Source organism: Bacillus jepli (assembly GCF_047238305.1).
Lineage (GTDB): Bacteria > Bacillota > Bacilli > Bacillales > Bacillaceae_L > Ferdinandcohnia.
Map to the genome: position 1 here is coordinate 4,680,989 of NZ_JBDFMO010000001.1, position 23,662 is coordinate 4,704,650.

Annotated in this window: 23 protein-coding genes; 1 reads left to right on the plus strand and 22 read right to left on the minus strand. The window is 39.5% G+C overall.

The features are described from left to right. Window position 1: 1 nt before the first annotated feature. From dgoD to ABC371_RS23830, 19 genes are all read right to left on the minus strand, one after another. Window positions 2-1,150, minus strand: a complete 1,149-nt coding sequence (gene dgoD / locus ABC371_RS23740; RefSeq protein ID WP_412899434.1) for a galactonate dehydratase — start codon at window positions 1,148-1,150, stop codon at window positions 2-4. 74 nt (window positions 1,151-1,224) lie between these two features. Next, window positions 1,225-2,493 carry a nickel pincer cofactor-dependent isomerase, group 22 gene (locus tag ABC371_RS23745; RefSeq protein WP_412899071.1) on the minus strand — a complete coding sequence of 423 codons (1,269 nt, stop codon included), beginning with the start codon at window positions 2,491-2,493 and terminating at the stop codon, window positions 1,225-1,227. 28 nt (window positions 2,494-2,521) lie between these two features. Next, window positions 2,522-3,571, minus strand: coding sequence for a TRAP transporter substrate-binding protein (locus tag ABC371_RS23750; RefSeq protein ID WP_412899072.1), 1,050 nt, complete (start codon window positions 3,569-3,571; stop codon window positions 2,522-2,524). Window positions 3,572-3,584: 13 nt separating this feature from the next. Then, a complete protein-coding gene (locus ABC371_RS23755; protein WP_412899073.1) occupies window positions 3,585-4,622 on the minus strand; it encodes a C-terminal binding protein in 1,038 nt (345 codons plus the stop codon). A gap of 19 nt (window positions 4,623-4,641) precedes the next feature. Further along, the gene (locus ABC371_RS23760) at window positions 4,642-5,916 is read right to left on the minus strand and encodes a TRAP transporter large permease (protein WP_412899074.1); all 1,275 of its coding nucleotides are present in this window, start codon (window positions 5,914-5,916) and stop codon (window positions 4,642-4,644) included. A 45-nt stretch (window positions 5,917-5,961) separates the two neighbouring features. Continuing rightward, window positions 5,962-6,480, minus strand: a complete 519-nt coding sequence (locus ABC371_RS23765) for a TRAP transporter small permease (protein ID WP_412899075.1) — start codon at window positions 6,478-6,480, stop codon at window positions 5,962-5,964. Window positions 6,481-6,495: 15 nt separating this feature from the next. Then, window positions 6,496-7,530 carry a TRAP transporter substrate-binding protein gene (locus tag ABC371_RS23770; protein WP_412899076.1) on the minus strand — a complete coding sequence of 345 codons (1,035 nt, stop codon included), beginning with the start codon at window positions 7,528-7,530 and terminating at the stop codon, window positions 6,496-6,498. 246 nt (window positions 7,531-7,776) lie between these two features. Then, window positions 7,777-8,445 carry a bifunctional 4-hydroxy-2-oxoglutarate aldolase/2-dehydro-3-deoxy-phosphogluconate aldolase gene (locus tag ABC371_RS23775; RefSeq protein ID WP_412899077.1) on the minus strand — a complete coding sequence of 223 codons (669 nt, stop codon included), beginning with the start codon at window positions 8,443-8,445 and terminating at the stop codon, window positions 7,777-7,779. Between the two features lie 142 nt (window positions 8,446-8,587). Beyond that, a complete protein-coding gene (locus ABC371_RS23780) occupies window positions 8,588-9,745 on the minus strand; it encodes a UxaA family hydrolase (RefSeq protein ID WP_412899078.1) in 1,158 nt (385 codons plus the stop codon). Continuing rightward, the gene (locus tag ABC371_RS23785) at window positions 9,742-10,056 is read right to left on the minus strand and encodes a UxaA family hydrolase (protein ID WP_412899079.1); all 315 of its coding nucleotides are present in this window, start codon (window positions 10,054-10,056) and stop codon (window positions 9,742-9,744) included. The genes ABC371_RS23780 and ABC371_RS23785 overlap by 4 nt, the downstream gene beginning before the upstream one ends. Window positions 10,057-10,073: 17 nt before the next feature. Next, a complete protein-coding gene (locus ABC371_RS23790; RefSeq protein WP_412899080.1) occupies window positions 10,074-11,198 on the minus strand; it encodes a UxaA family hydrolase in 1,125 nt (374 codons plus the stop codon). A 42-nt stretch (window positions 11,199-11,240) separates the two neighbouring features. Continuing rightward, window positions 11,241-12,371 carry a 2-keto-3-deoxygluconate permease gene (locus tag ABC371_RS23795; protein WP_412899081.1) on the minus strand — a complete coding sequence of 377 codons (1,131 nt, stop codon included), beginning with the start codon at window positions 12,369-12,371 and terminating at the stop codon, window positions 11,241-11,243. Between the two features lie 146 nt (window positions 12,372-12,517). Then, window positions 12,518-13,429, minus strand: coding sequence for a fumarylacetoacetate hydrolase family protein (locus ABC371_RS23800; RefSeq protein ID WP_412899082.1), 912 nt, complete (start codon window positions 13,427-13,429; stop codon window positions 12,518-12,520). A 32-nt stretch (window positions 13,430-13,461) separates the two neighbouring features. Next, the gene (locus tag ABC371_RS23805; protein WP_412899083.1) at window positions 13,462-14,412 is read right to left on the minus strand and encodes a U32 family peptidase; all 951 of its coding nucleotides are present in this window, start codon (window positions 14,410-14,412) and stop codon (window positions 13,462-13,464) included. A gap of 94 nt (window positions 14,413-14,506) precedes the next feature. Next, complete coding sequence (gucD, locus tag ABC371_RS23810) at window positions 14,507-15,973, minus strand: alpha-ketoglutaric semialdehyde dehydrogenase GucD (RefSeq protein ID WP_412899084.1); 1,467 nt, start codon at window positions 15,971-15,973, stop codon at window positions 14,507-14,509. Between the two features lie 349 nt (window positions 15,974-16,322). Further along, window positions 16,323-17,099: a PHP-associated domain-containing protein gene (locus ABC371_RS23815; RefSeq protein ID WP_412899085.1), complete on the minus strand. Its 777-nt coding sequence runs from the start codon at window positions 17,097-17,099 to the stop codon at window positions 16,323-16,325. Window positions 17,100-17,104: 5 nt separating this feature from the next. Beyond that, on the minus strand, window positions 17,105-17,923 hold the full coding sequence (locus ABC371_RS23820; RefSeq protein ID WP_412899086.1) for an energy-coupling factor transporter transmembrane component T family protein: 819 nt from the start codon (window positions 17,921-17,923) through the stop codon (window positions 17,105-17,107). Then, complete coding sequence (locus tag ABC371_RS23825; protein ID WP_412899087.1) at window positions 17,910-19,619, minus strand: ABC transporter ATP-binding protein; 1,710 nt, start codon at window positions 19,617-19,619, stop codon at window positions 17,910-17,912. Before ABC371_RS23825 ends, ABC371_RS23820 begins: the two co-directional genes overlap by 14 nt. Then, a complete protein-coding gene (locus tag ABC371_RS23830) occupies window positions 19,609-20,484 on the minus strand; it encodes a DUF8171 family membrane protein (protein ID WP_412899088.1) in 876 nt (291 codons plus the stop codon). The genes ABC371_RS23825 and ABC371_RS23830 overlap by 11 nt, the downstream gene beginning before the upstream one ends. A gap of 157 nt (window positions 20,485-20,641) precedes the next feature. Between ABC371_RS23830 and ABC371_RS23835 the strand changes: the two genes are divergently transcribed. Beyond that, window positions 20,642-21,484, plus strand: a complete 843-nt coding sequence (locus tag ABC371_RS23835) for a MurR/RpiR family transcriptional regulator (protein WP_412899089.1) — start codon at window positions 20,642-20,644, stop codon at window positions 21,482-21,484. Between the two features lie 715 nt (window positions 21,485-22,199). Here the strand turns inward: ABC371_RS23835 and ABC371_RS23840 are convergent. The 3 genes from ABC371_RS23840 to ABC371_RS23850 form a co-directional block, all read right to left on the minus strand. Then, the gene (locus tag ABC371_RS23840) at window positions 22,200-22,403 is read right to left on the minus strand and encodes a transcription initiation factor TFIIIB (protein ID WP_412899090.1); all 204 of its coding nucleotides are present in this window, start codon (window positions 22,401-22,403) and stop codon (window positions 22,200-22,202) included. Window positions 22,404-22,573: 170 nt separating this feature from the next. Beyond that, window positions 22,574-23,095: a hypothetical protein gene (locus ABC371_RS23845; protein WP_412899091.1), complete on the minus strand. Its 522-nt coding sequence runs from the start codon at window positions 23,093-23,095 to the stop codon at window positions 22,574-22,576. A 117-nt stretch (window positions 23,096-23,212) separates the two neighbouring features. Next, window positions 23,213-23,584 carry a DUF5412 family protein gene (locus tag ABC371_RS23850; RefSeq protein ID WP_412899092.1) on the minus strand — a complete coding sequence of 124 codons (372 nt, stop codon included), beginning with the start codon at window positions 23,582-23,584 and terminating at the stop codon, window positions 23,213-23,215. Window positions 23,585-23,662: the final 78 nt, after the last annotated feature.

A 23,662-nucleotide genomic window follows, 5' to 3' on the forward strand; every position in this document is an offset into this window, starting at 1 on the left:
TTTACCATTCGGCTACACTGCCATCTTCGTTTCTCCAAATTGGATTTTTCCAATCATGCCCCTTTTCAGCTGCAGCCAAAACGGCATCTTCATTCACATCAATGCCCAATCCAGGACCTTCGGGAATCTCGACAAAACCATTTGTATATTTAAAGACGGATGGATTTGTTAAATAGTCAAGTAAATCACTGCCTTGATTGTAATGAATACCTAGACTTTGTTCTTGAATCACCACATTTGGTGTACAGGCATCCAGTTGAAAAGAGGAGGCTAGGGCAATCGGTCCTAGTGGACAGTGTGGGGCAACCGAAACGTCAAAAGCCTCTGCCATAGCAGCAATTTTTTTGCATTCAAGGATTCCACCGGCGTGAGAAAGGTCCGGCTGAATAATGTCCACATACCCATCTATTAGAAGCTGTTTAAAGCCCCAACGGCTATATTGACGTTCTCCTGTAGCAATCGGGCAGACAGTATGCCGGGCAATCTCCCTTAAAGCCTCATTATTTTCCGGTAAAACGGGTTCCTCGATAAACATCGGGCGGAAAGGTTCTAATTCCTTTACGAGAATTTTCGCCATGCTCTTGTGAACCCTGCCATGAAAGTCGAGGGCAATTCCAAACTCTTTACCCACCGCTTCTCTAACGGCAGCGATTCGTTGAACGGTCGCCTCCACCTTTGAATGGGTATCAATATAATCCATTTCTTCTGTTGCATTCATTTTGACTGCTGTAAAACCGGCATCCGCCTTTTCCTTGGCTGCATGTGCTACATCTGTTGGCCGATCTCCACCAATCCAGGAATAGACCCTGATTTTTTCCCTTGCCTTTCCACCTAGCATTTCGTATACCGGAATGTGATAGTACTTCCCTTTAATATCCCAGAGCGCCTGTTCAATTCCGGAAATGGCGCTCATTAAAATCGGACCGCCTCTGTAAAATCCCCCTCTATAAAGCATCTGCCAGTGGTCCTCAATCATTAAGGGATCTTTTCCGACAAGATAGTCGCTGATTTCTTCCACACAAGCTCTTACTGTATCTGCTCGCCCTTCAACAATTGGTTCTCCCCATCCTGAAATCCCTTCGTCTGTATCAATCTTCAGGAATAGCCAACGGGGAGGCACTTTATAAAGTGTTAATGCTGTGATTTTTATAAAAATCCCTCCCTACTAAACTACTTAGGTAAACATCCTTAGACTACAAAGAAATTGTTTTTCTATTAAACTGCTTAAATACTAACGTCCAAACTCGACAAATCCATCGGGGCTGGATCAGATACTATTTCAATAGAATCTATGCTTCTCGCATCCTCCAACATCGATTCTGATATCCATATCTCCTGGATTTCCAATGTATTTTTGATTCGGACGATCCTTACTTTGCTTAAATCAAAAGCATTACAGGTTTTAATCGCTGCTTTTACTGCCAATTCCTCATTTTCTAAAATCATCGGTAGCTTGACGACCTGTGTGACTGTGCTTGTCAAAGCATTAGCATATCCTTTTTCCAAAATGGTTTGATCCATCACCTTCTGGGTAGAAACATCGGCCATGCCGATTCCATTTGCGTTCCCATGTGTTTTCTCTGTTAATCCCAAAACTGCAATTCTGGTTACCTGAGGACCGCCACTAGCATAAGGTGTAGCGTATCGTCCAGTTATATTTGGATCCATTCCGTCCCCCGAAATATCCTTCCCTAGTTCATCCACTACAAGAACATCGATTGGATCAAACATGATTCTTGGCATTAGTGATTTTGCTTCTTTTAAAAGTTCCGGCTCACGATGGATAATTTCCTCTGCCGGAATCGCAACAATCTTAGCAGGTCGATCATAGGCATTTTCTATCGACCCGAGACCAAAAATGATTGGCGTACGCTCGATAGCTATTTTCGCCATCTCCACTACATGCTCAGCCATGTATTTGAAGCTGTAGGCATGGGCAGCTTCCGCCCCTTTTTGCTTTCCAAGACCAATGGTAATCATCTTCATTAGTCCGCTTTCTACTGGTCCGCGGAAGGCTGTATGAGGTTTAATCCTGTTGATCACAATGATTTTATCTGCCTTGTAAGCATGATGATCCATATAGATTGGAAGACCGTTTGGTAGTTTTCCAATTTCTACAACTTCCATTGAAGCTAGAATGGGGGCGCCAATTGCATCTTCCGTTACCCCCAACTGCTCAAGAACATCCACTTGCCCAGCGGCAGTTGCCCCTCCATGGCTGCCCATCGCTGGTACGATGAAAGGATGCCCTCCAACACTTTTCACAGCATTCACAGTCTCCCTAACCAGTTCCGGCAATTTGGCGACTCCTCTTGAACCAACAGCGATGGCCACTCTGTCTCCAGATTCGACTCTATTAAGTACCCCGGCCGTTTGAATCGCTTCATAAACGGCCTTTTTTACATTCTCAACTTCTGGAGCATGAAATGTTTGCCTTATCTTTATCATTTGTGGAATCTCTATGTCACGCAGGAGTTCGTTTATGATTTCCATGTTCTCTCATCTCCCGGGAATCTCTTACCTATTTGCGTACTTTTTCAATTTCCTTCATCATCTCGTCTACTAGGTCCTGACCAAACTTTTCAGAGTAGTCATCAATAATAGGCTGAATGACCTCTTTCATTTTTTGTTTTTCTTCAGCTGATACTTCGTTTACCTTTGTTCCTGCGGCCTTTAATTCTTCAATCGCTTTGGCATCTTCTTCCCGGCTTAACTCTCGTTGATACTTTCCTGCTTCAATTGCTGCATCTTGTAAAATGGTTTGCTCTTCCTCAGAGAGACCATCCCAGAATTTCTTACTAACCAGAAATACAAATGGCGTATATACATGCCCAGTCAAACTTAAATAATCCTGAACCTCATTGAATTTATTCGACTTAATAGTTGCTAGTGGATTTTCCTGACCATCAACTGTTTTACTCTCTAGTGCGGTGAACACTTCTGAAAAAGCCATTGGTGTTGGATTTGCCCCAAGCTCTTTAAATGCATCAAGATGGACTTCATTTTGCATAGTTCTAATCTTAAGCCCTTGGAAATCTTCCGCCTTTTCAACAGGATGTTTACTGTTTGTCAATTGGCGGAACCCATTTTCCCAGTATCCCAGTCCGATAAGCCCGTGTTCTGGGAGTTTTTCAAGTAGCTTTTGACCAACTGGCCCGTCAAGCACTGCATCAGCTTCTTCAGGTGTGTTGAACAGGAATGGGAAATCAAATATTCCAAATTCCTTAATCATTCCTACTAATGGCGATGTAGACGGGATGGTAATCTCTTGAAGTCCTCCCTGAAGGGCCTCAGTCATTTTTTGGTCATCACCTAGTGTCGCACTGTAAAATGGTTTTACTGTTAATTTCCCACCGCTCTTTTCAGCCACAATTTCACCAAACTTTTTTAATCCTAGGCCCTCTGGATGGTCTTCGTTAAGCCCTATTCCCGCTTTGATCGTTCTCTCTTGAATTCCTTCAGTCTTATTCCCCCCAGCATTGCTGTCGGTTGATGAAGAACTACATGCACTAAGCAGTAACATCCCTGGAATAATAATTCCAACACCCAACTTTTTTAACCAACTTTTCATTTACACTTCCCCCTTATCTCGTTCCTTTAATATTTGGAATGGTCTCTTGACCTACTTGTTCCCTCAAATCCTTATAATTTTTTACTTCTAAATTAACCAGGTATTTCGGATACTTCTTTTCAATCAGTACATCCTTGATCCCCACCGCTGCCTTTGTCCGCATTTCCGCCTCTGCTTCTTCCGAATACCAGGCAACATGTGGTGTTAAGATCACTTGATCCATCGAAAGAAACGGGTGCTGTGCATCAATCGGCTCTTCTTCAACTACATCTAAAGCTGCTCCCACTACATGTCCTCGCTCAAGCGCATCAACTAGAGCACCCTCATCAATAACAGGGCCTCTCGAAGTATTGATAATCAATGGTTTCTTTTTCATCCTCGCAAATTGTTCTTTTCCAAGCATCCCTTTTGTAGCTGGAGTTAGCGGAGCATGGACAGAAATGATATCCGACTCTTCTACAAGCGTTTCAAGAGAGACGAGAGTAACACCCTTTCTCTTTGCCTCTGCTGCTGGAAAATAAGGATCCGAAGCGATGATGGTAAACCCAAGTGGCTTTGCTTTCTCGGCAAGTGATTGAGGAATCCTGCCAAAACCAACAAGACCCAGTGTTTGATTACGCAGCCGATGAATCGGTCGTGTCACCTTAAAATCCCAATTTCCGTTTTTTACCTGTTGATTGGCAACCACTACTTTCCTTACCCATGATAAAATCAAGGCCAAAGCATGATCTGAAACTTCATCCATACAGTAATCAGGCACATTCGCTACACAGATTCCTCTTTCTGTAGCCGCTTCCAAATCAATCGTATTGACTCCAACCCCATAACGTGTGATCACCTGACAGTTAGTCAACGATTCAATCACTTGTCTGCTTAGTGGGGCATACTGATTGATAATACCGTCTGCATTACGGCAAGCATGAATGACTTCAGCTTCCGTACGACATTGGGCTGCGATTACTTCAATTTCAGGTGATTGGTATAACACCGCTTCCTCAAATCGAAGATCTTCAAACTCCCAGTCTGTTACAACTACTTTGAACTTATCCAAAACTCCACCTCCAACAAAATTACGTTAAGAAATCAAGCGGAACCATAATAATAGAAGGAAACAAGATCAAAAGAACAAGGACAATAATATGAACCAAGACAAATGGCCAGATTCCTTTTGTTAATTCAATGATATTGATTTTACTGACTCCACAGCCCACATATAAGACCGTTCCAACTGGAGGAGTTATTAAGCCAATACACAAGTTAATTACCATAATAATTCCGAAATACACAGGATCAATCCCAGCCAGCTTCACAAGCGGCAAAAATACCGGTGTAAAGATTAAGATCGCTGGTGTAAGATCCATGACAAGACCAATTGCTAGTAAAATTAAATTAATTAATAAAAGCATCATTAAAGGATTATCAATCAGCCCACCAAGCAGGGCCGCCATTTGTCCAGGAACATCCGCCACGGTAATCATCCAAGCTGATACCATTGCAGCTGCTGCTACGAACATAACCACTGCGGTCGTCTTTGCTGCAGCAACAAGGACATTATGTAAATCTTTTAATTGCAACTCACGGTAAATAACTACTCCGACAAATAAAGCATAGAATGCTGCTACTACAGCTGCTTCTGTAGGTGTAAAGATACCTCCCCTTAAACCTCCAATGATGATAACAGGAAGAAACAATGCCCAAATCGCTTTTATAGATGCTTGAAATATTTCCTTTGATGATTGTCTTTTTGGAAGCTCACTTTTATCTTTCCGGGCTATAAATGTCCATACAATGATTAATCCGAGTCCCATCATAATCCCCGGAATAATACCACCCATAAATAATTGAGTGATTGAAACACCTGCGGTTACCCCATAGATAATCATTGGAATACTAGGAGGAATAACAGGAGCAATTATTCCTGAGGCACAAACTAATCCCGTAGAGCGATTAACGTCGTAACCCCTGGCAATCATCATGGGTATTAAAATGGCGCCAAGAGCCGCCGTGTCGGCCACTGCTGAACCGGACAAACCCGCAAACAAAATGCTAGCAAGGATGGCTACATACCCCAGTCCTCCTCTAATATGACCGACCAAGGACATCGCAAATTCAACAATTCGCTTAGAAATACCTCCTGCGTTCATCAGTTCCCCTGCTAGCACAAAAAACGGGATAGCCATAAGTGAAAAATTATTTGCTCCATTAATTAGGTTTTGCGCTACAATTTGCGCATCCATCATATCTAAGGTAAACATAATGGCAATACCACAAAATATTAAAGCAAAAGCGATGGGCACCCCAAGCGCAAGTGATCCAAACAATGAGCCAAGAAAAACACCAACCATATATTTGCCTCCTTTCGAAATTAATACTCAACTAGTTTAGTAGCTTTATTGTTTTATAACTTCCTCGGTGGATGAAATGATGCTAAATTGTGAATTGGACTTTGATGTAAATGCCTGTATCATTCTGACGATAATAATTATTGCCATTGAAACACTTGTAATGACGCCAATTCCATAAAGAAATGAAAGTGGAAGCCCTGTTGCCGGGGCGGTACTGTTCATATTTAACACAGTCATTTTCCAGCTTCCTATAAGTAAAAGCCATAAAATATATAACACTAATAAATTACTAATCACAAATGCGATTTTCTTTAATTTTAGCGGTAAAGCATTGACAACTACATCGACACCAAGATGCATATTATCCTTCAGGCATGCAATTGCACCAAGAAACACCAGCCACACAAACAGAAATCTAGACATTTCTTCCGACCATGTAATTCCCGAATTAAAAATGTAACGGAGGATAACATTCCCAAAGACTAGAATTGCCATCGATGCCAGTGAGAAAGAAATACTCACATTGAGAATTTTTATACAAATCTTGCTAATTTTTTGTAGCATGAATTAATCCCTCCTTTAGTTGGCTTCAGATTTGATCCTTTCAACCAACTCTTCGGCCCATTCGTATTCTTGATAGATTTCATCGTATAAAGGTTGGGCGGCCTGTTCCATATCACCTATGAATTCTTCAGATGGAGTAGTAAACTTGATCCCATGTTCTTCGAGAAATTTCTTGTCTTCTTCATAGCTTTTTTCCAGTAATTCGAATTCATACTCTGCAGCAGTCTTTGAGGCTTTTACGATAATTTGCTGCTGTTCTTTGGATAAACCGTTCCAGAATTTACTATTAATGATATAGATGTTCGGGCTAAACATATGCTTAGATTCCAAAACATCACTTTGTACTTCATACCACCCAGATGCTCTAAGGGTTGCAATTGGATTGTCTTGGCCATCCACAACCTTTTGTTCTAAAGCAGTAAATACTTCTGAAATCGGTAGTGGTGTAACATTTGCTCCAAGTAATTTTCCAAGAGTAATGTAGTTTGGTATATTTGGCATTCTTAAGCGAAGACCATCAAAATCCTCCAAGCTTTTAATCGGTGTATTTGATGAAAACATTCTGAAGCCATTTGCACTCCAGGCCAATGGTTTTACACCATGTTCTTTTTCAAGGTCGGCCGTTAATTCTTCGCCAATCGGACCATTTAATACGGATTTTACGTGTTCAAAGTCTTTAAAAAGGAATGGCCATTCAGGGACAGCCATTTTAGGAATGTCCGCTTGCATGATTAAACCAGGAATCCCCATTTCAATCGTGCCGTTTCGTACTCCGTCATAGAACTCCTTTTCAGCGCCAAGTGTACTATTCGGGAATATTTGAACCTTCAGGCTTCCTTTTGATTCTTCTTCAACAATTTTTTTGAACTTTTCTTTGAGGGCTATGTTTTGTGGGTGATCTTCTGCAAAATAATGAGCTACTTTAATTGTTTTTTGAGATTCGTTACCGGTTGCTTGTTCTGAATTGGATTTTTCTGTACCACTACAAGCGGTGAGGAACAATGATGTAATGAGGATAGAAATCCCTAAAGTTGAAAGTTTTTTAATCATCTTACCAGCTCCTTTTTTATTCAGGATAAAATGTAAGCGATACCAAAATGTTCAATAACCAAAAACTCCAATAAACACCTCCTCCACGAATGTTTTACATTATAATACTTAGTTATGAAATATTGAAGAAAAAACAGAGTGGGCAATTTTAGTTTTATAATATAAAACTACATTCCACTATATAAAACTAACATAAATGTAATATAATTCAAATTTTCTGACTTGTCAATAATTTTCAAGGACTTTTTATCCGTTTTTTTCTATTACAACTTCGTTTCTTCTAGCTTTCTTTACATGTTGAACAAACTGCTGCGCAAGTGAGGTTAATGGTTCCCACCGATCATTATCTATAAGATCCTTCCTTAGTAGAGCACCGCCAACTCCCACGGCAACAGATCCCGCAGCGATGAAATCCTCTGTATTTTTAAGGGTGATTCCTCCAGTTGGCATCATCGGTATTTGACCTAATGGTCCGCGAATTTGTTTAATAAAATCAGACCCCAAAGTACTTGCTGGGAAAACTTTCACAACATCTGCTCCCCACTCATACGCCTGCAAAATCTCAGTTGGTGTAAAAACGCCAGGGATTACGATTTTCTTGTATCCTTTGGTTACCTCAATCGTTCCTTTATGTAAGGTGGGTGCAAAAATAAATTCTGCCCCCGCCTCAATTGCCATTTCAGCGGACTGAGAGTTTAGCACGGTGCCAGCTCCAATTACGGCCTTTTCTCCAAATATGTCTTTAACCTCCCGAATAGCCCCCAATGCATCCTCAGAATCAATTGTGATTTCAATGCCGGTAATTCCTCCTGCAATAAGGGATGATACAACTTGAGGTACTTTTTCCCGACTAACTTTCCGAACAACTGCAATAACACCTGAATCTAATAGGTTAGCCAGGTTACTATGATTCATGGAATTCCTCCGTTCATATTAACGTTTTTAATAGGTTCTGATATTCGATTAAAATTAGATTTCATCTAGCAAACCTTCAATGTGGAATGGTAAGGAAAAGGAGTGGTCCTTTAAGATAACAGGATTCCTCCTTCCATCGTATTTATATCGTTTGGGCTAATCTCCAAATTGCAAATTCTTGATTTTTATGTTTTTCGGCAGCCGTCAAAGATCCGTTTGCGGTTTTCATAATCAATTCATAGATTTCTTCGCCAATTTCATCAATAGTGTTGATACCTTCAATGATCTTTCCTGCATTTACATCAATGTGCTCCTCCATAATTTCATAAAGCCTTGGATTCGTTCCAATTTTAATGACAGGGACAATCGGAGAACCAGTAGGCGATCCTTTGCCAGTGGAAAAGAGGACAATCTGTGCTCCTCCAGCTGCAAGACCTGCGACCGATTCCACATCATATCCCGGTGTATCCATAAAGATAAACCCTTTCTCTGTTGGTTTTTCTGCATAGGCTATCACTTCCATTAACGTAGAGTTCCCACCTTTTTTAATACAGCCTAACGATTTTTCCTCAAGTGTCGTCAGCCCGCCTGCCATATTCCCAGGAGTAGGATTGGCTGATCGGATATCCTCACCTGTGTCTCGAATTCTTGCCTCATATTCCTTTACTATTTTTAAGAAGGCTTCGCCGACTTCCGGGTTCACCGCACGATTAGCTAAAATATGTTCCGCACCAATTGCTTCCGTTGTCTCCGCTAAAATACTGGTTCCTCCATCTCTAACAATTGCATCGGAACAGGCTCCAATTGCTGGATTGGCAGTGATTCCAGACCAAGCATCAGAACCGCCACACTCTAATCCGATGATCAATTCCGTAACATCAGCAGTCTCTTTCCTTTGATCCTTACTACGCTCTACTGCATGTTTTAGCCAATTCCTTGCTTCTTTTAGAACGTCGGTAAGCGATTTATCCTTCTGAACCGTAACGGAATGAACATAACAGCCATCTTTCCGTAGTTCCCTCACTATTTGATCAGCGTGATCATCTTCACCCATCCCTAGAAAAAGCGCAGCACTTACATTCGGATGACCCGCTGTCCCCTTGAGTGTTCGAATCGTCTGTGCTAAATCTTCCGGGTATTGTGCTTTTCCCCCCTGATGTGCAACCGGAATTACCCCCGGGACAAGCTGGGCTATCTTTTTTGTAAGGCTGGCCAATTCACCAACCGTATTCATTATAATCACATGGTTTCTAACACCTATTTTCCCATTGGGTCTGCGGTACCCTTCAAATGTTTTCATGGCAATTGCACCTCTCGGTTTGTACTTGTTCGTTCTTCTTCTTTTAATCCACGGACATTGAAGACATGAACATGGTAACCGGTCTGAATTTCCTCTGTTGCAATGCCCATGCATTCTCCGTATTTAATGATTTTTCCACCTTTCGGAATAAAACAGGTTGCGATTTTATGTCCGTAAGGAATCTTCTGCATGACCTGTATATTCTCCACAACCCCTTGGATGAAGAGCGATTCACCTTCTTTAATGCTTCTAAGAGCCACAGCTACATTATCGTTCTGATTCAGTTTGAGCGCATTGAATTTTTTGCTCATAACAATCCCTCCAAATATTAAAAAGTCGTTCCTACGTGCGGAATTGAAAATTCACCAAGCTCCAATCGTTCTAAGCTCGTTTGTTTACCAGAACAGATTTCAAGCAGTGTAGCTAACAATGCTTCCGCTTGAATCGAAACCTCTTCTGTTGTGACGGTATAGTCAATCAGTTCGTCAAACGCCTCATTTGGATTTTTTGGGGCTATCGTCATGCAAGGAAGGGCAATGGATCCCGTCAGTACTCCTCTGTTGCTGACAATAATCACTAGACTGCATCCGCTAGAAGCCATATTTGATAAGGCCTCAACTATATTATTGGGAACGGTAATCAAATGAAGCCCGGCCTCTTCAGGTGTTTCACTGTATCCAAGCACACTTTTAATAGAATGTGTACCAGTCATCCTTGCTTCTAGAAGACTTAGTGCCTTCTCCTCTTGTGTAAATTCAGCATAAGCCATCGACCCATTCGTTACTTCTTTCCATCGTTTCCGCTGTAAACCCTCTCCGATCGCCTTTAGTCTGTTTCTTACTTTTTCATTTCCAGCACGTTCTGATAATGGCTCTCCTGCAGGTTCTAAAGTTTGTGATAGGCCAAACAGGACTTTAGCGTTTCTTTCTACTAATCTATCAACTACTCGACCTACCACTGGAGCCAATTGATTTAATGCAGCTTCGTCTAAATCTACTGGTAAAATACCCACAGTCAACGCAGAAGCAGGAAAGCGCTTCCTTTTTTGATCAACCATTTCCTTTGACCACTGTTCCGTTATTTCGATACCTGCTTTTATCGTATTTTCTCCACCAGCAAGCTGCTGAATTCCAATTCCTTTGACTGGTTTTGTTTTCGGAATACTCTTCAGCAATCCGCTGACCTGGTTCGTTTCACATCCAAGTCCTACAAGCAGGGCAGAATAAAGATTAGGATTTGACGAAATTCCCATAAGCATATTTTTTGTTAATTTAAAATCGTCCCCGAGCTGTGCACATCCATTTCCATGAACAAAAGGAATCACACCAGGTACCTTTTCAGAAATTTCCCTAGCGACAACACTAGAACATACGACAGTACAAATAACTCCAATATGATTTCGTATTCCTACCGAGCCATCACTTCTTTTATAACCTTCAAAAGAATAGTCCAACTAAAAACTCCCCTTCCATTTCTATTAAGATAGTGGAATAAATTACTCAATCGTTTTTTCTAAAGCGGTAGTGCCTGCCGTGTTTTTCTGATTTCCATGAAACTCTTCTTTCCCATCAATACCACGCTTCCGTTGATAATTATCAACGAGTATAACAGCAACGGGCACAAGCAATGCCGTGGTGATAGTCGAAATTGAAATTTGTGCGGACGCTACAGCAACAAGTCCTTGATATACCTCAGCCTCGGCCGCGGTCATTAATCCAGCCCCACTTGCAACAGTGGCTGCTGCTGCTATGGCTGCAGGTGTCGCAACGGCATTACCAGCTGTAGAAGCTTCTGCCATAGGTGCAATATAACTTTTCTCACGGAAAATCTTGAAGGTCAGCACCATAGCAGAACCGGAAAAAATAACAGTCATTAAAGCAAGAACGAGCCCAGCGCCTACTACCTGCGGATTAAAGAAGCTTGCCAGATTCATCCCTGCACCTAATGCAAAAGCAAAGAAAGGAATAACTAACGATTCTCCAGCAGCTAAAAATAAGCGGATTTCATTGTCAAGATTTCCTAAAATCATTCCAATTAAAATAGGTAATAAGACTGCAATAAAGGCGATTAATGGAAAGTTGGCACCCATCATTCCGAGAGCCATTAAGGTAAAAAAAGGACCGTCATTTAGAGAAAGAACAGCCGTCGCCCCTACGTCTGAACGATTTCCGTATTGTCCGGTTAACGCAGCAAACATTCCCCCGTTTCCATTCGTCATCGCAGCAATAATAGCCATGGTTGATAAACCAAGGAAGCCATTCACTGGATCAGACAAAAGTCCCCAGAGCATCCCGACGATAAATCCTGCTAAATATTTTGATGTTGTTAATAACACACCTTTTTTTAGGGCCTTTCCTCCAACACGAAGATTCATTTGACTTCCTGCACAAAATAAAAATAGCGCGCATAAGGTTAAAGCCCCATCCTTAAACAAAGCCTGAGAAAATCCTCCGATTTTCAAGAATTCATAATAGCCATCTTGATTCGCGGCAACACCAAGCATCTTTAAGAAATTCATGATAAAAGGAAGATGAAGTTGGTCGATTGTGTTTAATAGGGCACCTGCTAATAAAGGGACAACCATTAAGCCACCAGGAACTTTATCAATGGTCTGTTTTATTTTCATATGTTCACTCTCCAAATTTTTCAATTTAGTTGAAGAATCAAACCTATTTATATGGCAAAATAAATGATTATAAGATTATCGAAATGTTGTTATCAATAGAAGTGTATTTACTAGTTAATTTAAAGTACTATGAGGATTAATGAGAGTTATCCATTGGTAGAATTGTATGTTTTCACATCATTTAGAAGGGTTCCGATTTTTTCAATTGTAATAGATATTTGGTCGCCTTCTTTTAACCATACTTGTGGGTTCCTTCCCATACCGACTCCTGGAGGAGTGCCTGTGGCAATGATATCCCCGGGCTTTAACGTCATAGACTGTGAAAGGAAGGATACAATGTATGGTATCTTAAAAATTAAATTTTCCGTATTGGAGTGCTGCATTATTTCATCATTTAATCGTAAGGAAATTTCCAGTTGATGTGGGTTCCCTACTTCTTCTTTTGTTACAATAGCTGGACCAATTGGCGCAAATGTATCAGCTGATTTCCCACGGGACCATTGACCGTCAGCAAATTGTATATCCCTTGCACTCACGTCATTCATAATCGTGTAGCCGAAAATATAGTCCTCTGCTTCCTCTTCAGAAATACCTTTTGCTTCCTTGCCAATAACAACCGCTAGCTCAGCCTCAAAATCAACTTGATTGGAGTTAATCGGCAATATAACAGATGCTTGATTACCAATAAGGGCATTGGCATATTTTGAAAAAATAACGGGAGATGAAGGAGGATCCATATTCGTTTCTCTACAATGATCAAGATAATTCAATCCCACACATATGATTTTTTCCGGATTGTTTATAGGTGCCAACACCTCCACCTCCGATAAAGAAATGGAAAGCTGATCACTTTCCTCGTAACAATTCAAGAGTGATTCAAGATTTGGCAGAATAGCCTCACTTTGCTCAATAAGCTCCTTCATGTCAGTTGGAAGAGGCCAATCTTGTGGGAGCTGTTCCTTGTATAAATCATATAAACGATTCAAACTCAAAATCTGATCTTCTACTAAAATACCGAGATAAATAGTAGATTGTGACCGATATGACACGAACTTCATGTTAAATTCCTCCTGATATGCTACTTGGTCTTTTATATCGTTGCAGACTCAGCAATAATTTTTGGTATACCTAGTCCTTCAGCACCGAGCTTGGATGTTACTGCATCTGGATAATAGCGCTCGATCATTTGAATTCCTAACGCGGCACGGCGTACACGCTCTTTCACTAGTGAAATGTTAGTGCCTTCCCATTGCTTTCCAGAAGGATAGACTTCAGGGTGATTACGTAGACCAAATTTAATATAAACCGGAGCTAATACCCGAATAATTTCTGGAATTTCATAATAGCGAAGAAAACCTCCGAAATTATCAGGTACCTCAACATAGATATCAATAGGAATATCAATGGTCTGACGAATGGAAGCTAACTTATGTAGCGTAAGCGCAGTTGGCACATTATACGTTCCTGCCCCTAGGTCCTGCATTAATTTAACAGAAACTGGATTGGCGGCGCCCATTTGCACTGACACCTTTACAACAAATTCCTCGGGTAGCTGACCTGATTTTTTCATTTCCTTTGTCAGCAGCAATAGACCTTCATCTGCAATTAATGCACTCCTTAGTCCAAGTTTAGCTCCTCTTTTTAAATCTTCCATCGCATAGACAAGCTGATCGGCTCCTTCATGACGCAAACCTATCGATTTCCCACCGCTCGTGAATGGCTGTGCACTAATATCCCATGTGCCCCTCGGACCGACAAACAAGCTAAGTTCCATTCCTTTTTCAGCAGTCAACTGGCACATTTCCTTAATTTCCTCGTCCGTTTGCAGCATAATTCCACTACCTTGTGAAACGCGATGAATCGTGAGCCCATAATGATCGATTTCCTTTAACGTTTCTCTTAGCGCCACAGGACCTTCCACACTTGGCAGCTCAATCCGATATTGTGCCCCATCTGGAAATCTCTTATTTGAGGTAGGGAGTTCTGTTAAATCAGTGGATGGATAACCAAGTTTTTCTAATAACTTTCTAGATTCCTTCATCTGAAATTCCCTCTTTTCCTTTTTTATTTTATAGGGGAGAATCGTTCTATTTAAAAGAAGGGGGTTCTTAGAATCCCCCTTGGATTCATTTTGACTACCCCTTAATAAATACAGTTTTAATAGAAGTATAAAATTCTTTTGCTGCTTCTCCTTGTTCTCGTGAACCTGTGCTAGATGCCTTCATGCCTCCAAAAGGTGCCTGAAGTTCAACACCGGCACTTTCTGCATTAATCCTGACAAGGCCAGCCTCGATTTCATCAATAAACTCAAGCAGTGAACCAATATTTGTAGTAAAGATTGAAGCACTTAATCCGTACTTCGTCTCATTAGCAAGGTCAATCGCCTCTTCTAAATCAGCTACCTTAAACAGAGCAATGACCGGTCCAAAAATTTCCTCCTGCGCAATGCTCATTTCTGGTGTAACGTTTTCAAAAATCGTTGGTGTGACATAATATCCTTTCGCATGCTCACCGCTCGTTAGTGGTTCTCCACCGTAGATAAGAGAAGCTCCCTCTTCTTTTCCCTGTTCAATATACTTGATTACAGTACGAAACTGGCTTTCACTCGCACACGGTCCCATCCAGATTCCCTCTTCTAGTCCAGAGCCAACCGTTATTTTCTCTGTTTCTTGAATCAACTTTTCTTTAAATGCTTCGTAAACCTCCGATTCAACAATGACACGGCTTGACGCCGTACATTTTTGTCCAGTAGAGCGAAAAGCACCGCTAATAACAGCCTCAACGGCACTATCTAAATTGGCATCCTTCGCAACAATAACCGGATTCTTGCCTCCCATCTCCAACTGAAACTTGATCCCTCGGCTTGCTGCAGATTTAGCTACGCTTTCACCTACAGTTTCAGAACCTGTAAAGGTAATTGCATTTAAGAGCGGATGATCAATCAGTTTCTGACCAATGACAGAGCCGGAACCCGTTATAAAATTGATTACCCCTTCAGGAAGTCCTGCTTTAGCAAAGCAGTCAACTACTTTTGCTGCCGTTACTGCTGCTTCTGTTGCCGGTTTAAATACGACGGTATTTCCATATACAAGGGCGGGTGCTATCTTCCAAATGGGTATGGCTACTGGAAAATTCCAAGGTGTAATTACGCCAACGACTCCAAGTGGTGCACGCTTAGTAAACATGAGCGCATCCTTATCAGATGATGGAATAACATCGCCGTCCTTCCGCATTCCTTCCCCAGCATAATAGCGAAGAATCGCAACACCACGGGCCGTTTCACCTTTTGCCTCGGGAAGAGTTTTACCCATTTCTCTTGTCATCGTTTCAGCAATCTCTTCTAGGTTTTCTTCAAGAATATTTGCCACTTTGTAGAGAATTTGACCCCTAGCTGCCTGCCCTAGCTTCCGCCATACCTTTTTCGCCTTGTGTGCAGCCTGCACAGCTTGATCAAGGTCCTCAACAGTGGAACTTTGAACATATCCGACAATTTCTTCTTTATTTGCTGGGTTTAAACTTTTGATGGTTTCCTCCGCTGCGGACGTAACCCACTGATTGTTAATAAAGTTTTTGTACGTTTTTTCCTTCATTTCTGTTTGCATGAGAGAACACTCCTTTTATGAGTTTTTTAACACTTTGTTTTTGCTTTTTTAATGCATGCGGGAACTACCTCGAGCTTGATCTTTGAGTATGGTTTTAACAAGGAGAATATGGAGATTTTGTTTTACATTATAAAACTGGGTTTATGTATTCTAAACTAAAGTAATTTTATCACACTTGTTCAAATTTTCAAACACCTTTTTTCATAAAAGTTTGGATAAAGTCGGAGATGTTTTTAGAATACGAATGGATGTTATTTTTGGGGTAAAGATGCAAAAAAATTTAGGTTTTAATTTTAAAAAAACCAGCGGTCAATCCCGCTGGCTTTTCCCTTTAAATAATCACGTTAGATTACTTCACGTTTTCCATTTCCAACTTACCCTTTTCAATTGCTTTTAATCGAATCGCTTCCGAGACTCGTTCATGCAGATCATTTGCCACTTCAATCGTGAACTCATGTTTTGAAATGACATCCTTTAATTCCTTGACCGTTGAACATGTTTTATCAAGAACTGTATAAACGGCACCAAACTGTCTGAAATGATGCGTGTCACTTCCACCCACTACTGGTTTACCAAGATCCAACGCAAATGAATGGACATCCTCTTGATTTTTCTCGATTCCACGTGTATGCAGATCCTTACCATTTAAATCAAATGCATCTAATTGAACGAGTAAAGCTGAGTGTAAATCTTTCAATGGGGTACTTGGTCGAAATGGATGTGCACCGATTACCAGCATCTCATAGCGAGATACAAATTCTAATAGTCTAGCAAACGGGACGAAAGCGTCTTTTTCTGTATACCCTTCTAAATCATCACGTAAAGTCCGTATTTCTGAACGATCACCAATACAGAGGATATGCCCCACTTCTTTGATATCTACTTCCATACCAGGAAAGACTTTCAAGCCTAAAATGTTATAATAGCCATCCTGATAAGGAAAATGCTCATCTAACGTGTCATAAACGTCATGAAAATTTTTTGTATTAAAATGTTCGGTTAAGGCAAGACCATCTAACCCGCTTTCTAAAGCTTGGCTTGCCATTTGTAGATAATAATCGACCGAAAAGTCAAACGCCTTCGCTAGCTTTCCGTGTGTATGAAAATCAAATTTCAATGTGAGCACTCCTTTTATAGAACAAAATGTAAACTATGAACAATCAGTAAATAGAAAAATGTAATGAAAATAAATGCATAATCCAAATAAGTTAGTTTTAAATAACTTGTTTTTAATTGGATGAGCTTGCGATTATTGGCTCCATATGTAAAACCTTTTGTTTCTAAGGCTTCTACCGTTGTACGCGAACGCTTTGCCGTATTTAGCATCAACGGATAAAAAGACCGAATAAAGATTCGTAATAAATAGACAATCTTTCGCCAGTAAAACAGTCCACTCCGTGACGGGGATTTCCCTCTTAATCGATAGGATAATATGATTTGTTGAAACTCTTCGAAAAGAGTAGGCAAAATACGATAGCCATAGGCAATACTAAAAGAAAGCTTATCTGGAAAGCCAAGTCTCAGTAGGGCATCGCTGAATTTTTCAGGATTCAAACTCGAAAATACAGAAACGCTTGCTAAGGAGATGCTAGCTAATTTAATACTCAACCAAAACATCGGAAGCATGGCCTCGATATTCCCGCCAAATAATAAAGAGATTAGAAATAAGAGACCAACCTCTCCTATTAAGCCCAAAATAAGAACAGTAAGAATAAGAGGGCTAACCTTCGCTTTATAAGTTAAAAAAACCATAAAGATAAAATAGCCGATTAAGATCGTATGGCTATAAATGAACCATGGAACGATGCCAAAATAACAATACCAAATGAGAAGGACACGCGGATCAAGCCTTGTTAACATGTTCTCTTCCACACTGTAGGCTGTTCTCACAAGCTCATTTTTTATATATTCTAAGGAAAGCTTATCTTGAAAAAATTTAGCCAGTTCCAACTAATTCACCTCGTTCTTTAGCGAGTTTCCAGCATTCAACAAAGGAATCGACCGTTAAATGAATTGGAAACTGAAGTTGTTTACTAAGCGTAACGATTTGTGGAACAATTAAACCAGCACGATTCAAAATGTCTTCGTGGGATAGTACCTCTTCCGTTGGGCCGTCATAAATAAGTTGACCACTGTGCATGACGAGAATCCGATTCGCCCATTCCGCCACAAGCTGCATATCATGAGTAGCAATGATCACTGTATCGACATGTTCTTCAAGCTTCTTAAGCATTAACACTACTTTATTTTTAGTTGCAATATCCAGATTTGCAGTAGGCTCATCTAAAATAATGATAGAAGGACTCATTGCAACACCAATCGCCAATGAAACACGTCGTTGTTGCCCACCACTTAATAAACGCGCATCTCGATCTTGCAAGTCAATCAAATCAAAATCAGCGAGTATCTGATCAACTTTTGCTGCATAATCCTCTACTTTTCTCGCTTTTAAATAATATTCGATTTCCTTCCGAACACTATCATCAATAAACATTTCCTCAGGATTTTGATAAATATAGGCGACATGGTTGGACATGACTTCAGGCGTAAACTTCGTGATTGGAAGATTCGCAAACTCAATATCTCCGTCTGTACGTTTCACAATCCCACTTATGACTTTTAAAAGAGTAGATTTACCCGAACCATTGTTACCAACTAAAGCAACCTTATCTCCCTTAAAAAATGTTGTCGAGACGTTTTTTAGCGCAGCCTTTGGTTGTTTTTGAATGGAACGGTAGTGGACCGCAATATCCCGTAATGAAAGAATGGGGTCCTTTTGCGCTTGATCCTTTATATCTATCTCATCAACCAAAGGAATTCTCCCGCTAAAATAATCAACAGCTTCTTCTACTGTAATCGGGTATTCACCATTTTTATTCACATGATAAGCTGCTAAGGTAACCTGTGGTGGATAGATTTGTCGAGACACTAACTCATCTACTCTCGAAAGGGCATCACGTACCTGTTTCTTCCAGACTACTTTCCCCTTATCCATTAACACGACATTGCTACAATAATCTGCAATAAATTCTGCATGATGTTCAATCGTGATAATCGTGACCCCATATGTTTCATTTAGCTTTTTTAAGACATCATAGATTTGCCTTGCATGATAAGGATCAAGCTGAGAGACAGGCTCATCAACAATTAATAGTTTTGGTTTCATCGCAATTGCGCCTGCCAACGCGAGTAAGTGCTTTTTCCCACCACTTAACTGCCAGGTAAACTCATTCGCTACATCAGAAAGACCGGTTACCTCTAATGCCCATTTGCCTCGTTCTTTAAAATCAGCTAGCCCATAATTTAACGGTGCAAAAGATGCATCATCGATAACCGTAGGACGTAATAATTGATTTTCAAAGTCCTGATACACATATCCAATTACTTGTGAAAGCTTTGCCACATCGTGCTCAGACGTATCTAATCCATCGACAATAACCTTCCCTGCAAATTCACCCACATAAAATCGGGGTATAAGTCCATTCATCGTTTTACAAAGAGTTGATTTACCTGAACCATTTCCCCCGATAATCGCGAGAAACTCTCCTTCCTCTATCGTTAAGGAAGCTTCATTTAAAACTTTTGTATCACTACCAGGGTATTGGAAGCTTACATGTTGAATTTCGACTAATGGTTTAGCCTGCACGGTTGAAGTCCTCATCTGATTTGTTTTCCTTACCTTTTTTCAATAAAAATAGAATGATAGCCAATGAACAAATAGCGGCAACGCCAATCACAATCCAAATCACCTTATTCCCGTATAACTCAACAAACTCCGGCTCCCATACCGCAAATTCAATATCCATTTCACTTAGTGTTTCTACACCAAAAGCTACAGCGGATAAAATAACGGCCGTAATCACAAACTTCGGTGTAAATACTTTTCCAGCTGAAACTCGAACTTGACTTGTACGAGGCTTCATCCCTAATAATGGTTCAATTTTTCCGTATAATCGTGGTACTAAATACATGGTTGGAAGTAACACAAATAATGTTCCAGAAAAAATTAAATCAGTTAGGAATTCAACCCCTTCGACCACAAAAATACTCTCTGCTAAACCTTCGACTGCTTCGAAATCCTCTACCCCAATAACAACTTTTAAAATATCAACCACTGTACTGATCACAAGAAAAATACCGTAACCCGCAATCGCAGCAAATCCGACCTGTGCTGCATTTTTAGGATTGCGAACAATCATTCCACCGATTGCCATTCCTAGTGAAAATAGAATAAACTTTTCAATTTCCCCAATTCCACCAAATTGGCCAAGCATAAGTTCACCAAATATGATTTCTCCTATTGATGCACCAATCGCAGCATAAAGCGGATGGAACAAAATACATAATGTTAAAGGTATAAATGCAAAAGCGTCAATGGACAATTCAATTGGACCTAGGTTTACTGAAGGAACCAACTCTGTGAACATGTTACTTAACCCGTAAAGACACATTGATAAAATAAAAACCATCATTTTTTGAGACTGCGTTAATTCGTATGGCTTCGTTACCATAATAAATCCCTCCCCATGTTTTATAACAACTTCATTGTAGGTAATGATTGTAAATCTAGTATTAAGGATTCATATAGAAATTGTAATTTATTTTCAAAATAATTTTAATGAAAAAAATTTTTCATATTATGTTACATTAGTACTGGAGGAGATTGTAATGAATTTTTCTTGTGATGTATCACAACTAACAACAAATCAAATAAAAATTGCAGACTTCATCAAGAAAATGGGAGATCGTATTTTATACTATTCTGAAACAGAGCTTGCGAAGGAATTGAGGATAAGCAATGCAACGATTTCTCGTTTCTGGAAAAAAATCGGCTATGAAAATTTTAAAGCCTTTAAATCCGATATCATTCAAAATGAACAAATAGCTCCCGAGAAAAAGCTAGAGCATTCATTAACACAAATCCAAAAACAACAGGTAAAGATCCATGAGCACTTGCTATCGATCATGGACCTCCAAATCAAACATACACTGGAGGAACTCGATGTAAATCGATTTAAAGAAGCCATTTCTCTGATGTCTACTTGTCGGAGACTTTATATTCATGCGCCTTCTTCTGCCGAAGGTATCGCTATCTTAATGAAGCACCGATTAAAGCGATTTGGCTTGGATATTGAAATTGTAGCGAAGAGTGGCCATGAATTATTTGAATCTCTTTTGCATTTTCAAAAAGCGGATGTGGTGTTTTTATTCGGATTTGTTTCCATGACAAAAGAAGCCTATGTCATTCTTGACTACGCGAAAAAGAAAAACTATAAAACAATCATCATCACAGATCAACTGATTTCTGACTTTCAAGACCAAGGAGATTATATCTTCTACACAAACAGGGGTGAACTTTGGGAATTTCACTCAATGATTGCTCCAACATTCTTAATCGAAAGCTTCATTCTCGGCATTGGTCAATACCTAGAAGAACAATCCTTACGCAACTTAGAACAGCTTAGCGAATTACGAAAAACATACAAGGATCAGCTGCCTCGATTACGGTAAAGTGAAAATCCTGAATATGTAAAAAACAGGTTTCTGTTGGATTAAGTCATTCGCTTGAAGTACCCGCATCACATAAAAGCAACTGAAATAACAGAGAAATTCGTATCTGAATTGACTCTGCTATTTCAGTGCGAATAGACTTGCTGATTTTATAATAAGGCTCTTTTCGTAAAGTTTGTGGCTTTTAATGAAAGAAGGTTGTCTCATAAAAAAACGTAGAGTCATAAACTCTAAGCTTTTTTGTGTGCTATTTACAGGATTATTCAATCTGTGAGTTCAAATGATTTTTGTTATTTTAGTTTTTCCACAACAACTGAACTACTCAATTTAACCTGAAGGACTTAAAATCCCTTTACGTTAAATTTCCTGCATATAGTAACTTGTTAAAACAATAAATGATAATTGTCACTACTACGAAAAAAATTAATTGTCTGAAAAAAATCATTAAATTTATTTCGGAAAAAACGACATAGACCAATCCCAAAGTAGAGATGACATCCATTAGCGCTATTTTATTTCTCATATCTTGTCGTATTAAGCGATTTTTGAATAGTAGCAGGACTCCCCCGATAAACAACATAGCCACCCATAAGAAATATAAATCTTGATTTATTGTATAGCCGAATAAAGGGGCATACAACATGCAGTATGTCCATTTTGAAAGTGTAAGTAATTTTAGTGCACTTTCATCCAATTGATTGGCCCCCCTCAGCATCTAAAGTGTCCCCTTAAATTTCTCTGGCTTTTTCACATAGCTTTCGATAATAAATCCACATTCAGTACATATAATGTATTCAATAACTGACCCAAGACTCATCTTATTTTCCGGGTACATAGTTGCGTATCCACTATGTTTACCTCTCCCCAATTCTTTTCCACCACATTTTGGACATACTGTTGCTTTCGTAGAATGGTTCATGTGAAGACCTCCTTGTAATAATTTCAATAAAAGAAAATCCTTATGTCATTTGCTTTCAAATGATTGATTCGCCATTTTTCTGATTTTCTTACTATCATTACGAATGGGCAATAAATTGATTTCAACCTCAAAAATAAAGCTGTCCTCCTGACAGATTCAACTCACACTTGTTAATCTTCCATTGAAATTTCTTCAATAGTTTTAAAAACTCTTGAATAGACATCTTGAATATGTTGTTCATTTACTTGGTCATTATATAAGCCGTATCCCCAATAATGTTGACTTTTGCTATCGTAAAGATAAGCATAATCACCTAAATCAACATCTGGAAAATTTTCAAAACTCGCATCTTCATAAATAAAAGGTACATAAGATTTGGGTGTTTCAATAAATAAGAATGGGCGAGGACTGTTATTATAAATAGTTGCATATTGCGGCTTATCTGCTTCCTTTAAGTTTTCCTTTGTAATAAATATAGCATCATAGTGATCCACGTTTTGCAAATCAGTAAAATCTATACGTGTAAATCTAACATGATCTTCTCTAATCTTTGGTTTTTCCCCAATAATCCCAATATGTAGTGATCTTCCACTATAAATTTCAAATTCTATTTTTTCTTCAGGCTTAGAACACCCAACTAGCATAAATAGAACTGAAATCAATAGTATGACAAAATTAACTTTTGATTTCATACATCTACTCCCCTTTAGCAAAAAATGGCCAATTATTATACTAATCTACTCCGTGAAAAAATAAGTACTTCGCCAGTGTGCATCTAAGTCCAATCAATGAAGGTAATTTGTATAATTTTATAAACTACCCTTTTTTAATCCTTCTCGTATATGCCAGTATTCTTCTGGAAGTTCTAACGGAACGTTATTTATAAGGACTGTATCATCATCAAGCCATTCAATTTTTGCATGGTCTACTTCATCAAAATAGATATATTTTGTTTCTTTATTCTTTTTGTTTATGACTAACTCCCCCAACACTACATAAGGAGAGACCTTACCTGTTTTAGAACGATATATTTTTATTGTGAAAGTTCCTTTTGGAGAGGTGGATTCAAATAGGTATTCCTCTTTGAAGCGACTATAATCAAAATACAACCAGTTTATACAAAAGACAGTAAGAATTAAAAACAGCAAGATAGAAAAGGGACGTTTCATTTTAATTACCAATCATTTCCCCCCTGAACTTCACATATAAAAAACCACTTCAATTATGTAAATATATTCCACTCTGTACGAATGAAATCC